This is a genomic window from Shewanella sp. N2AIL (genome assembly GCF_022690845.1).
Classification (GTDB): domain Bacteria; phylum Pseudomonadota; class Gammaproteobacteria; order Enterobacterales; family Shewanellaceae; genus Shewanella; species Shewanella baltica.
The window spans coordinates 61,156-74,224 of record NZ_JALBYT010000006.1; the positions used below are offsets into that span (position 1 = coordinate 61,156).

The following is a 13,069-nucleotide window of genomic DNA, read 5'->3' on the forward strand; positions in this document are numbered from 1 at the left end:
TTATCGACTATTGTCCTGACTTCACTTTGGTCCAAACACGGGTTAATACGCGTTGGATTTTCAAAGGACGGATTTCACCAATATAAAGTTTATCTAACACTTCTTGCGGTGGATAAATCGCGGGATCGGTGCGTATAGCCTCATCAACCAGAGGTTGTGCAGGATCGTTCGGGTTAGCATAGGCCACATAGTTAGAGATAGGCGCTATGACTTCTGGACGGAGGAAATAGTTAATCAGCGTCAGTGCATTATCTGCGTTAGTCGAATCCGCTGGGATAGCTAACATATCAAACCACAGGTTGGCGCCTTCTTTTGGAATCGAGTAACCGATTTTATTGCCATTACCCGCCTCTTCAGCACGCGCTTTAGCTTGGAATACGTCGCCAGAGAAACCAAAGGCCACACAAATGTCACCGTTTGCTAAGTCAGAAATATAGCGAGATGAGTGGAAATAGGTCACGTAAGGACGGATTTTTTCCAGTAACTCACCAGCTTTTTCATAATCGCTTGGGTTGGAACTGTTAGGATCTAAACCTAAATAAATCAGTGCTTGGGGCACCATATCGTCGGCAGAGTCCAGCATAGCAAAGCCACACTTAGAGATTTTTTCAGCATATTTAGGATTGAAGATCAGTTCCATTGAGTTGAATGGGGCATCTTCACCCACAGCCGCTTTCACTTTATCTATGTTGTAACCAATACCATTGGTTCCCCATAAATAAGGCACTGCATACTGGTTACCCGGATCGGCTTTCTCAAGTAGCTTCATCAGGGCGGGATTTAAATTTTTGAAGTTAGGTAGCTTAGCGCGATCTAAAGGTTTGAAAGCACCCGCTTTGATTTGCTTAGCGAGAAAGTGGTTAGAAGGGACAACGATATCATAGCCACTACGACCAGACAGTAATTTAGCCTCAAGCACTTCGTTACTATCGAACACATCGTAAATTACCCGAATGCCCGTTTCTTTCTTGAAGTTGTCTAAGGTATCTTCCGCGATATAATCTGACCAGTTATACACGCGAACCACTTCTTCCGCTTGGGCCGCTGCGCTCGCTAATACGCTCGCAGTGACCAGAGCTAGAGTGGTCATCTTATTAAATAGCTTCATGCTTTCTCCTTTCTCGGGTAGCAGAATTGCTTTAGCAAATTCTGACATTGTGTCACCGGGCTATCCGGATATTGTTGTTATTTTCGACCAATGCTACACCTTACAAACCGCATCGGCAGTCTCTACGGCATGAGTTCCATGCCACCTTTATATCTTGCTGCAATTTGTTAAGTATCAGGTTTCGTGCCAAATTTTCGAGGCATCGGTATTGCATTAACACTCAAAAAAATAGACTAGATATGACACTGCTTGTACATATTGCAACATTAAGGCAAATGCCTCAAGTCCCTAAGTAATCGCAAAAACCACTAAGATAAAACACATTTTAAATATGACTAACAATTAGTTAGCGACTCTATCAAACGAGCGACTTAAAACAGTTAGGCATATTTCACTTCTCTAGCGGACACGCATCTGAATTGAATAATCACTTTAATCAACAAGCCATTAAAAACCATCAGATTATTTAACAAGTGAGTTGCACCGGTTGAGTGCAATCTCACTAAAACAGTGCAAAGCTCAGTCTTGTGATTACCGATGTTAACCTCTGTTTTCCTTGGGTTAACGCGGCGACACTGCCAGTACACTCAATCCAAAAACATTACACAGTGAGCAATAGGAATTCACGTTCCCATGAGCTGACCACACGGCGGAAGTTTTCAAGTTCGGCCTGTTTCACCGCCACAAAACCTGTGGTGAAGGCTTCACCTAAATACTGCTTACAGGCATCACTTTCTTCCATCGCCGCTAACGCTTCTTCTAAGGTTAAAGGCAAACAATGGGTGTTGTTACTGCGGCTTTCGTTGGCTTTACCCTGCACTGGCGTCGAAGGTTTTAGCTGCTCAACCATGCCGATATAACCACACAATAAGCTCGCGGCAATTGCCAAATAACAGTTAGCATCGGCGCCGGGAATACGGTTTTCGATACGACGGTTTTGTGGTGAAGACTCTGGAATACGTAATCCACAGGTGCGGTTTTCATCGCCCCACTCTAAGTTCACAGGCGCTGAAGTGCCGGGTAGGAAACGACGGAAAGAGTTAGCATTGGGTGCCATCAGCGGCAGCAACTCAGGGATGAATTTTTGCAGACCGGCAATATACCCCAAGAATAACTGGCTCTTAGTGCCATCTTCATTGGTGAAAATATTTTTGCCTGTCTCTTTATTGATCACACTCTGGTGAATGTGCATTGCACTACCAGGTTCGTCAGTCACAGGTTTGGCCATAAAGGTAGCGCAAACATCGTGCTTCAGTGCCGCTTCGCGCAAGGTACGTTTAAAGATAAACACTTGATCAGCAAGGGACAATGGATTGCCATGGCTGAAGTTAATCTCCATCTGCGCAGGGCCATCTTCATGGATTAAGGTATCGATATCTAAACCTTGAAGCTCACACCAATCGTACATGTCTTCAAACATAGGATCGTATTCGTTGGCTGCATCGATAGAGAAAGACTGGCGGCCCGCTTCGGGTCGACCTGAACGGCCAATTGGTGGCTTTAGGGGTAAATCGTGGTCGTCACTACGACGGGTCAAATAGAACTCCATTTCAGGAGCGATAACCGGTTCCCAGCCCTGTTCGTCATAGAGAGACAAGACTTTTTTCAATACGTTACGTGGTGACAGCTCAATCGGATTACCCATTCTGTCGTAGCAATCGTGGATCACCTGCGCCGTGGCTTCGATGGTCCAAGGCAACATAAAAACAGCGTTTTCATCGGGTACACAGACAAAATCGATGTCCGCAGCATCGAGCAAGCTGTAGTAAACATCTTCATTCACAAAATCGCCGGTGACGGTTTGTAACAGCACGCTTTCGGGTAAACGCATGCCTTTTTCATCGAGAAACTTATCGACTGGTGCAATCTTGCCGCGGGCGATGCCAGTCATGTCACTGATAACACATTCGACTTCTGTGATTTTTCGTTCTTTTAAAAAAGCGATTAGCTTATTCATTATTATTTCACTCGAGTTGTAGCCCTGCGCCGGCATGCATCACCGAAGGCATTGAAAAGGGAGAGGTAAAACGGATTTTCGCTCACCTTCCACTCTGGATGCCATTGCACACCGAGGGCAAATTCTTTAGTACCTATTACGGAGAAAGCCTCCACTAACCCATCTGGAGCATAAGCTTCTGGCCGCAACCCAACACCCAGACGCTCCACGCCTTGAGTATGCACAGAGTTGACCTCTGCAGAGTTACGGCCCCAGGCCTCGTAAATAAGCCCCCCGGGCTCAACAGTAATACTGTGAGAAGCCCCATATTGCACATCTAAGGATGCGGTTTTATCTTCTCTATGTTCAATAAAGCCACCCACCTCATATAACTTCTGGTGCAAACTGCCACCAAAGGCCACATTCATTTCTTGAAAACCGCGACAAATACCTAATACAGGTACCCCAGCAGCAATAGCGGCGTGGATCAGCGGCAAAGTCGTCGCATCACGTTTAGGATCATGGTGTGTACCAAGCTCGCTCGGTTGGCCTGCATAAAGATGGGGTTCTACATTAGAAGGAGAGCCAGTAAACAAAATACCGTCAAGACGTTCTAAAATCGCGTCTATCGGTAAATCGCCGCCTAACGATGGGATCACTAGCGGCCAGCCTTTCGCGCCATTCACGACACCTAAAAGGTATTTTTCACCAACAATATTAAAGGGATGTGAACCCAGTTGTTGATTACAAGCAATAACACCTATGAGCGGCAAATCGGCTGACATATCTCACCTTTAGAATTCGTTTTACTAGCATAACGAACACTTTGTCTTTAAATGTTCATTTTTTCACACAGTACACCGAAATTTCATACTAGGCAAGAGGTTAAGCACTTGTTAAAGATTATTTCATCCACTTGTGTTTAATAAGCATAAATAACATGTAGTTAAACCTATATTTTAGTTATTTAATGTTATTTCATGTGAATAAAATAGTGCTTCAGCTAGCAAAAACCCCACTTTTAGCAGCATAAATTAAACCGTATTCGAGCTAAATTTGAACCAATATTATTTACACAAAGAAGAGGATATATAACAAATATGACAGGATTAGAAAGGAGGTAAGTGTTGAATAACAGTATTACGCCACTCACTTCTAGCGAAGAAGTGGCCTAATATGTTGAATAATAGGGTAAGTTGATGACTTAACTAGAAGTTCGCAGGCGTAGTCGCACTCACCAGTCGGCAAGGTTCATCAAAGGGATTGCGGAATCTATGGGGCACTTCACTGTTAAAGTAGTAACTGTCACCCGCTTCCAAAATATACACTTCATCACCCACAGTGAGTTCGAATTTACCTTCGATCACCATGGCAGCCTCTTCACCTTCGTGCTTCAGCATTTCTTCACCCGTATCTGAACCGGGCGGATAAATCTCACTCATTACTGACATAGCGCGATTCGGATAATCACGGCCGATCAGTTTAAATTCAAGTGGGCCAGTGCCGATATCCAGTAATTCATTGGATCGATAGACGACCTTTTGCTCACTATCCGCAGAGGCTTCAATGGAGAAAAAATCCACTAAAGACATCGGGATACCCGACAGCACTTTTTTTAGAGAGCTGACTGACGGGCTAACACTGTTTTTCTCGATCATTGAAATCGTACTGTTAGTCACTCCAGCACGTTTGGCCAATTCTCGTTGAGATAAGCCTTTCATTTTTCGAACAGTTTTGAGGCTGGCTCCAATATCCAAATTTCACATCCCCCTAAAGGCTCGGGTCAACCCCGATAGATGACGAACAGGTTGTTCAGGATAAACACCATCCAGAACGCATTTTCGCCCAAAAAGCGCGCGTTTTACTGCTTTCATTGTATTCTACATAAAAAGCGTGTTAAATAAAACGAACACTTTTTTGCGTCATGTTAAAAGTGTGATGAGTATACTGAGACAAGTCCAATTTACAATAAAAACAATTTTTTGGAGCCATAATGGCAAGCAAACCTCCGGTGCACAGCGAGCAGTATCCACACTCTTATTATGTTGATACTGCTAAAGAAATTTACGCGCACCCACAACTCGAAGGCAATATCAGTGCCGATGTCTGCATAGTGGGCGGCGGCTTTAGCGGTATCAATACCGCCATAGAACTCGCACAGCGCGGCATGAGTGTCGTCCTATTAGAAGCCAAGCGTATTGGCTGGGGCGCATCAGGGCGAAACGGCGGCGAACTCATTCGCGGCATAGGCCATGACCCTGCACAATTTCACAGTGAAATCGGCACTGAAGGTGTTCAAGCAATTCAACAGATGGGCTTTGAAGCCGTCGAAATTGTGCAAAATCGCATACAAGAACACAATATCGACTGCGATCTGCAAATGGGTTATTGCGACTTAGCAGTTAAACCTCGTCACATGGATGAGCTTGAAGAAGAATTTAGCGCACTCAAGGCCATGGGTTATCAGCAAGAAATCAAGCTGTTAACTAAGGGACAATTAGGTGAAGTCATAGGCTCAGATTTTTATCAAGGTGCGCTGGTTGATATGGGCAGCGGCCATTTACACCCGCTGAATCTTGCTCTGGGTGAGGCCCGCGTCGCCCGTAATCTGGGCGCACAGTTATTTGAATACAGCGCCGCCGAAAAAATCATTCAAGGCGCTAAACCTAAAGTCATCACCCCCAAGGGCGAAGTCACTTGCCAATACTTGGTACTGGCTGGCAATGCCTATATTGGCCACAAACTTAACAGTTTTGTTGGGGGCAAAGTGTTACCCGCTGGCAGTTATTTATTGGCGACCGAGCCCTTAACTGCGGCCCAATGTGCGAGCATTATCCCGCAGAATATGGCCTTCGCCGATATGCGAATTGCCTTAGATTACTTTCACTTATCCGCAGATCGTCGACTGCTGTTTGGTGGCCTTTGCACTTACTCAGGTAAAGACCCCAGAGATATTGAAGCAGCACTAAGACCGAATCTGGAGAAGGTGTTCCCGCAGTTAAAAGGCGTGCGTATCGATTATGAATGGGGTGGCATGATAGGTATTGGGGCTAACCGTATGCCACAAATTGGTCGCCTGCCCGATGCCAATAATATTTTCTACGCCCAAGCCTATGCAGGACATGGGGTGAATGCCACTCACATGGCGGCAAAACTGCTGGCCGAGGCTATCTGCCAGCAGGCAGGACATTTCGATGTGTTCGCAAAAATCAAACACATGACCTTCCCCGGCGGCCCGACATTTCGTTCACCTATGCTCGCGGCTGGCATGTTGTATCACAGATTCAAAGACTTGTTTTAAGGACTGGTTTGAAGCCATAACGCATGATGCCCATCGGATACATAATCCGATGGGCATCATTGTTATAAGCACGAACCATTTAACCACTCGTCATTTAGATACGAGTCATTCTGTACAAGTTATTCAGTAAAACTAGGGCAGCAACAACGCTAAGCCTCGCCTAAGAGATAACCTCGGTCTAACAAGCATAACAACTTTTAAAAGCTAATTTGCTCTCGCTAATCTCTGCCGCTTTCTACGCCTTGCCCACAGGATAAAAGGGATTGACCCGAGATAATGCACGACTAACGCCACCACAACGCCAAAACCAATCCCACTGGTGGTTAAAGGTATTCCCGGCTTAAAGTTACTGACGGTTTTCTCAAGATAATCAAAGCGAACGGGATTAAACATATAAGCAGTTTTCTCAAACAAATTGCCCGTGTTAAACATCGCCAAGCCTTGTGTTAACTCTTTATAAAGCTCGATTGTCTGTACCTTTTGCTCGGCGTCGGCACGCACACTAGGCTCCTCATTTTGCTGATGACGGGCAATCATGGCCTCAGCATCGGCATAATGATATTCCTTAGCCGTTGCCTCGTAACCTTCTACCTGCCATTGGGTCGATGCATAGAGTCCAGCCAGAAATTGCTGATAATGATCAGCCAGTTGCGGCAACTGCAAGGCAATCACCAGAATCAACCCAAAAACTAACTTATCAATCAATCTGCCTATCAAGGGAGCCTCCTTGGTGATCTAGCCAAACGACGCAGCGGTTATGACACTGCAATGACATAATGCTCAAAACTGCATTGACTCAATCAATGCACGGCTCAATTAGCACTCAATCGGCAGATCGGTACGACTGCCCCAATCCGCCCACGAGCCATCATAGAGGATGGGATGTGTATGCCCTGCCGCAACCGAAGCCAAGATCAGAATACACGCCGTAATCCCAGAGCCACAGCTAAATATCCGTGCGGACTTGTCCGCTGCTAGCCCTTGATAAATAGCCTGTAACTCACTGGTCGATTTGATTTTATTACCATCGAGCACTTGAGCGAAGGGTAAGTTAACCGAGCGAGGAATATGCCCTGAGCGCACACCGGGGCGCGGCTCACTCACTTGGCCTAAAAAGCGTGGCGCACCACGGGCATCGACAATCGCGGTTTCGGCATCTTCGATACGTGATAACACGGCCTCGGCATCCATCACCCGCTCGGGGTGGTATTGCAGCACATCAGCTAATGTATCGATATCCGTCGGGCCATAATCGACGCCTTCGGCTTGATAACGCGATGAGGTGATGCGGTCTTCTTCAATCCACTGAGGCAAGCCACCATCGAGTACATAGACTCGATTAAAACCCATGACTTTAAAGGTCCACCACGCCCGTGGGGCTGAATAAATGCCTTGGTTATCATAGATAACGATAACACTGTCGGCCTCAATCCCAAGTTGCGCTATCCCTTGGATGAATTGCTCAAACGTCGGCAAGGCATGGATTTGAGTTGAAGTGCTATCGCAAAACACATTTTCCAAGTCGAATCGACGTGAGCGCGGAATACAAATAGGCTCATCGTACACCAGAGGTTCTTTACCAATAACGGTTTCCATACTGGCATCGAGCAAGACTAAATGGGGATCGGTGAGGTGTGCTTCGAGCCACTGCGTACTTACTAGTGGGTATTCCATAGCGGGTCCTTTTACTGTTATCCAAATCTGCCGCTAGTCTCTCACCAAATGCCGTAAAGCCCAAATATCGGCTTAACAAATTGTCTGCTTTGGGATTTTATTTAAAAGCGTCGACTCGGTTTAATACACTCAATCATTAAATTGCGGCGAAGCAGTGTTTCAAGATAGCTTTTCGAGACAGCCCTTTCGAAATAATCCTTTTCAATATAGCCGCTATTTAATCACTTCAATTTTCACGTCAATCAAACCAGAGGAAGTGTTGCCTATGCTACTGAACGCCGATTTAGACAGATCAATAATGCGGCCACGCACGAAAGGCCCTCTATCATTGATTCTTACAATCACACTTTTGCCATTATTGACATTGGTGACCTTAACGCTCGAACCAAAGGGTAACTTTTTATGCGCCGCCGTCTTTAACTTATGTTTGTAAAGTTCACCACTAGCCGTCTGCTTATTTTGATGTTTATCCCCATAAAAGGAAGCCTGACCCGATTCAGTGAATCCCACCCAGTTACCATTCTCCCCCGTCTGCATTGAAGAACAGCCAGCCAAAAAGCTTAGCAATGCCAGCACTGCTAGTTTCACGAAATTGAACTGCCTAATTGGGTTTTGAAGTGCATTCATTTGAAGTGCATTCACATGACACCCTCTCTAATGAGTGAACGCTTTGCTAACGAGCAATAGACTCAGCAAAAGTCACGGGGAAAATAACCAACAACCTTAGATGGCAAAGCTCTAAGCTTGCATCCTAAAAGATCAGAACAAGAAACAATAAATTTCCACGAGGCTACAGCAGTTGCACGCTAAAATCACGTATTTACAGGTGAATACTCTCGGTTTGAAGTCAAAAGGTTGCGGACATACTGACTTAAAAAACAGACAGAATAGCGTTAAAAATAGAGGCCTAGTACGACTAAATAACTTGTTTGGTAACTTAAATGCTGGCCCCTACTAATGGGCAAGCCATGGTGTTCACTCACCGACACGCTGCAAGTCCCTCCCTGGATGCTCGACCGCCCCATCCATGGGGCGGACGGTCGTCTCGCTAATCACCCTGGCTCACCTTTTTAGCATTAGTGTAACCTGCAGATTTAAAAGCCTTACGCAGCAAGCTTTTGGACAAAAGCGAGCTAGGTCGTTAACTATAACAGGTGAATTTCGAATAAAAATTTCTATGGTTTAATGCCCGCATTTGCGGTGGGTTTGGATCGCAGCGGAAAACCAGTCCGACAACATGCGCTTGTTAGGCCAATTTGATGATTTCTTCAACGAGCCCAGCAAGTGAGCTTCCTGCAATTGAGTTGTCTTTTCTCCACTGCGAGCCATTTTTATTTTTTTGCACATAAAAACTTTCATTTTCGTCGACTATCCGAAAGGATGTTTTTCCTCTCAAAATTGGAAAACCATCTTCTATGACCCAGTCTAGGGTCTCAGACCGAATATTGTTAAGCTGAACATGGAACGCTGACGCTGTTGGAAACCGCTTAGATGGGTCGACATGTGTTGCCTTTCTAATTATGCGTTTTAGCTTTTCAGAAACCCACGGCGGCAAAGAGTTCAGATCGATAACCTTTCCTTTAAGAATCTTGGCCTTTAGGCACTGATCGGAATAAATGGATTTATCGGCGTCTGTACTTAACTCATTGTATATTTGTCGCTCTTTCTTGCTTAACCAATAGAATTCATCGTAAGGGAGATTACCACCGAGTAACTGATAAAGAACAATACCAGCTTGATATATGTCGCCGGTAAAGCCATAACTATTTGTTTCAATGGATTCTGGTGGACGGTACAGAATAGCGTGACCGGAGGCAGGAATTACTGCCGATGACTCTGGCAGATGCTTGATCGAACCGAAATCACCAATAATTGATTGCTTCTGATCACTTAAATATATATTGGCTGGCTTCAAGTCTCGATGCAAAAATCGCTTTTGATGAAGTGCTCCTATACCTGTAAGTAACTGGCATGTTAGGTCAATAGCCTGAAAATTACCCAACTCAGTTTTATCAATCAAGTCATCCAAATCACCGTTGGCACAGTAAGGTGTGACAAAATATGCCCACTCGCCATTCAATAGACCTGCATTGTGTACGGACAGTACGTGTTGAGATTCAATTGCAGCTAAGACGCTAGGTTCAGCGTGATATTTTTTATCACCTCCCCAATAATAAAATTTAACAGCGATTTTCGTACGAAGAATGCGATTTTCACCGAAAAAGAGATAACCATTTCCTCCTTTTGTAATCTCCCTAGCGAACTTTATGTCCTTAGAAAGGGTCTTTAACTGGTCTTTAATTTCATCGGGAGCGCTCACGCTATCTATAAATAGCGCACTCATTTATTTTTTCTAAGATAAAAACTAGCTGACATAAACGCCGTCTCTTGGTATTTATTGATTCCGGCTGGTAATTCAAAGTTATCTTTTTTGTGAGAAGCTGAAATTCCTTGTCCTGAAACAAAGACAACTTCTGCAACACCATTCATTTGAATTAATGCTTCAAGCTTAAAAGAAACGCCACCACCAGACATCGCGCCGTTTTTCTTCCTTTTTTTAACAATTACAGTATCTATATGATTGTCAGCTACATAATTTTTAAAAGACTCGAAAAAAGACTGTACAGCATCGGTCAATTCATCATCACCGATTTTAATCTTTCTAGGCTCAATGTTTATATATTGTTGCCCGCTATCATTAGCCTCAATAATAGCCAATATTGCTTCTGATCCCTTAAGCTCAATACCGCATACTTTAGCCATATTTATGATTTCCTTTTGTAGGGCCTAACGTCTTAATATTTATGCGCCGCGCTGTTTGCAGGGCATAAATCGTTTGTTGACTCGATCTTAAATATGGCCGCTGCCACATCCGTGTCAATTGGTATGAATGATGCTATAGGAATTTACTTTTTTGCGGTAGCGATTTTTTATACAGCTTGGTGGGTAATTACTTGATATTGTTTTAGCTTTATCATTCTATTTAGCTCACTTGAGGCAATAGTTTTTTAATTAAACGAACAGCGAGAGGCTAATTAGGATTGTCATTGTTGCACCTGTGACCTTCTAAAACAGGATGTTTTAGTAGAGCCCTCAGGGACGAGTTTACGGCGTGTCACAGAGGAAACAATGGCAATTAATGCGTAATGCACGCAACTCAACTGCCTTGCTTTGGGATAAACCGCCCTAAAAATAAAAACCTCTTTCCATGTAATATGAAAAGAGGTTTTAGTATTGAGCGAAAGTGGCTCCTTCTTTTATATAGACAAAAAAGAGCGGTTATAAAAACAGAGCGGTTATAACACGATCCAAGTCGCTTTCAATTCTGTATATTTGTCGAAGGAATGCAGAGATTTATCTCGGCCATTACCTGACTGTTTATAGCCACCGAATGGCGCTGTCATGTCGCCGCCATCGTAATGGTTGATCCACACCATGCCAGCGCGCAGGGCTTTGGCAGTTTTATGGGCCTTGCTAATATCCGATGTCCACACGCCAGCGGCTAAACCGTAGATGGTATCGTTGGCGATTGATATCGCTTCTTCCATGCCATTAAATTCAATGACAGATAACACAGGGCCGAAGATCTCTTCGCTGGCAATCTTCATCTGATTGTTTACGTTAGAAAATACCGTTGGCTGCACATATACACCGCCCGTATCGGCCATGACTTGGCTGCCACCGTGGACTAAGATCGCGCCTTCATCTTTACCCGCTTTGATGTAACTGAGTACTGTGTCTAACTGTTGTTTATCAACAACGGCGCCGCTCACAGTGGCAGGGTCGAGTGGATGACCCGGATGCCATGAGGCTAACTCCTCTGCGATAAGCGCGATAAGCTCATCTTTCACCCCGGATTCCACCAGCAAACGCGAACCTGCGGTGCAAACTTCACCTTGGTTAAAGGCAATGGCTTCGGCCGCAGCAACGGCAGCGGCTTTCAGATCTGGCGCGTCATTAAAGACGATATTGGGGCTCTTGCCTCCGGCCTCTAACCACACGCGTTTCATGTTCGATTCGCCAGCGTAAATCATTAATTGCTTGGCAATTTTTGTCGAACCTGTGAACACCAGCGTATCCACATCCATATGCAGGGCTAAGGCTTTACCTACGGTATGGCCAAATCCTGGCAACACGTTTAATACGCCTTGTGGGATCCCAGCTTCAATAGCGAGTTGCGCCATGCGGATAGCCGTTAAGGGTGACTTTTCAGAGGGTTTTAATACCACACTGTTACCCGTGGCAAGTGCAGGCCCGAGCTTCCAACACGCCATCAGCATAGGGAAGTTCCACGGCACAATTGCAGCGACAACACCGACTGGTTCACGGGTGATCATGCCAATTTCATTGTGAGCGGTTGGTGCAAGTTCATCGTAAATTTTATCAATCGCCTCGCCAGACCAGCGAATCGCACGGGCGGCGCCCGCCACATCCACCGCTTTAGAGAAACGAATAGGCTTACCCATGTCGAGGGTTTCTAACAATGCGAGTTCATTGGCATTTTCTTCAAGTAATTCGGCGAAACGTATCATCACTTGTTTGCGCTTTACTGGAGACTGCTGCGACCAAGCACCGGAATCGAATACGCTGCGGCCATTGGCAACCGCAAGATTGGCATCCGCCAGATCGCAACTCGCCACTTTTACCAGCAAGCGGCCATCGATAGGGCTAATACAATCAAAGGTGTTACCCGAAACGGCATCTTGGTATTCGCCATTGATAAACGCCTTCCCATTAATAGATAGGCTGGCAGCAAGACTTTCCCATTCGCTGCGTTTCTTCGGTGTGCTCATGATGACCTCTTAATAGTTCGCATAGGTGTGGTTTATCGTTCATCGACAAGAAATAGTGGCCAGTGACGACATTAGCGCAAATGCTACACATCATCACAGTCGTAATCCGAGCTTCAGATTACGCTGTTTGAGCAATAAAATTCAATATTTTTTACAAAAATAGCTTTTTTGCCACAAATAACTGCACACAGCTCTTCCATGTTCATTATTTCTAACATAGCATAGCAAATATTAGCCACCCTAAAACAAGACCTGAA

General features: G+C 45.0%; 11 protein-coding genes. 1 reads left to right on the forward strand and 10 read right to left on the reverse strand.

What is annotated here, in order from left to right; translation table 11 throughout:
• Positions 1-7 precede the first annotated feature (7 nt).
• From MO387_RS05630 to MO387_RS05645, 4 genes are all read right to left on the reverse strand, one after another.
• A complete protein-coding gene (locus tag MO387_RS05630) occupies positions 8-1,108 on the reverse strand; it encodes a polyamine ABC transporter substrate-binding protein (RefSeq protein WP_006080697.1) in 1,101 nt (366 codons plus the stop codon).
• 601 nt (positions 1,109-1,709) lie between these two features.
• Entirely contained in the window at positions 1,710-3,065 is a 1,356-nt protein-coding gene (locus MO387_RS05635) for a glutamine synthetase family protein (protein WP_006080696.1), read from the reverse strand.
• Positions 3,066-3,067: 2 nt separating this feature from the next.
• Positions 3,068-3,829, reverse strand: coding sequence for a gamma-glutamyl-gamma-aminobutyrate hydrolase family protein (locus MO387_RS05640; protein WP_006085017.1), 762 nt, complete (start codon positions 3,827-3,829; stop codon positions 3,068-3,070).
• Between the two features lie 423 nt (positions 3,830-4,252).
• A complete protein-coding gene (locus MO387_RS05645; RefSeq protein WP_006080693.1) occupies positions 4,253-4,801 on the reverse strand; it encodes a cupin domain-containing protein in 549 nt (182 codons plus the stop codon).
• Positions 4,802-5,037: 236 nt separating this feature from the next.
• On the opposite strand from MO387_RS05645, the gene MO387_RS05650 reads away from it, so the two are divergent.
• Positions 5,038-6,345 carry an FAD-binding oxidoreductase gene (locus MO387_RS05650; RefSeq protein ID WP_107946781.1) on the forward strand — a complete coding sequence of 436 codons (1,308 nt, stop codon included), beginning with the start codon at positions 5,038-5,040 and terminating at the stop codon, positions 6,343-6,345.
• A 204-nt stretch (positions 6,346-6,549) separates the two neighbouring features.
• Here MO387_RS05650 and MO387_RS05655 read toward each other — a convergent pair whose 3' ends face one another.
• The 6 genes from MO387_RS05655 to MO387_RS05680 form a co-directional block, all read right to left on the reverse strand.
• Positions 6,550-7,062, reverse strand: a complete 513-nt coding sequence (locus MO387_RS05655) for a DUF2937 family protein (RefSeq protein ID WP_107946780.1) — start codon at positions 7,060-7,062, stop codon at positions 6,550-6,552.
• 99 nt (positions 7,063-7,161) lie between these two features.
• Positions 7,162-8,019, reverse strand: a complete 858-nt coding sequence (locus tag MO387_RS05660; RefSeq protein ID WP_107946779.1) for a sulfurtransferase — start codon at positions 8,017-8,019, stop codon at positions 7,162-7,164.
• Between the two features lie 213 nt (positions 8,020-8,232).
• Positions 8,233-8,646 (reverse strand): septal ring lytic transglycosylase RlpA family protein, encoded by a 414-nt coding sequence (locus MO387_RS05665; RefSeq protein ID WP_107946778.1) that lies wholly within the window; start codon positions 8,644-8,646, stop codon positions 8,233-8,235.
• Between the two features lie 619 nt (positions 8,647-9,265).
• Positions 9,266-10,363 (reverse strand): serine/threonine-protein kinase, encoded by a 1,098-nt coding sequence (locus MO387_RS05670; protein WP_107946777.1) that lies wholly within the window; start codon positions 10,361-10,363, stop codon positions 9,266-9,268.
• A complete protein-coding gene (locus MO387_RS05675; RefSeq protein WP_107946776.1) occupies positions 10,360-10,782 on the reverse strand; it encodes a DUF3010 family protein in 423 nt (140 codons plus the stop codon). The genes MO387_RS05670 and MO387_RS05675 overlap by 4 nt, the downstream gene beginning before the upstream one ends.
• Positions 10,783-11,315: 533 nt before the next feature.
• Entirely contained in the window at positions 11,316-12,812 is a 1,497-nt protein-coding gene (locus tag MO387_RS05680) for an aldehyde dehydrogenase (protein WP_107946775.1), read from the reverse strand.
• Positions 12,813-13,069 lie beyond the last annotated feature (257 nt).

Bases quoted from the DNA above. Each gene is read 5' to 3' on its own strand.
- MO387_RS05630 (WP_006080697.1), bottom strand. From the start codon at position 1,108: ATGAAGCTATTTAATAAGATGACCACTCTAGCTCTGGTCACTGCGAGC.
- MO387_RS05635 (WP_006080696.1), bottom strand. From the start codon at position 3,065: ATGAATAAGCTAATCGCTTTTTTAAAAGAACGAAAAATCACAGAAGTC.
- MO387_RS05640 (WP_006085017.1), bottom strand. From the start codon at position 3,829: ATGTCAGCCGATTTGCCGCTCATAGGTGTTATTGCTTGTAATCAACAA.
- MO387_RS05650 (WP_107946781.1), top strand. From the start codon at position 5,038: ATGGCAAGCAAACCTCCGGTGCACAGCGAGCAGTATCCACACTCTTAT.
- MO387_RS05660 (WP_107946779.1), bottom strand. From the start codon at position 8,019: ATGGAATACCCACTAGTAAGTACGCAGTGGCTCGAAGCACACCTCACC.
- MO387_RS05665 (WP_107946778.1), bottom strand. From the start codon at position 8,646: ATGAATGCACTTCAAAACCCAATTAGGCAGTTCAATTTCGTGAAACTA.
- MO387_RS05670 (WP_107946777.1), bottom strand. From the start codon at position 10,363: ATGAGTGCGCTATTTATAGATAGCGTGAGCGCTCCCGATGAAATTAAA.
- MO387_RS05675 (WP_107946776.1), bottom strand. From the start codon at position 10,782: ATGGCTAAAGTATGCGGTATTGAGCTTAAGGGATCAGAAGCAATATTG.
- MO387_RS05680 (WP_107946775.1), bottom strand. From the start codon at position 12,812: ATGAGCACACCGAAGAAACGCAGCGAATGGGAAAGTCTTGCTGCCAGC.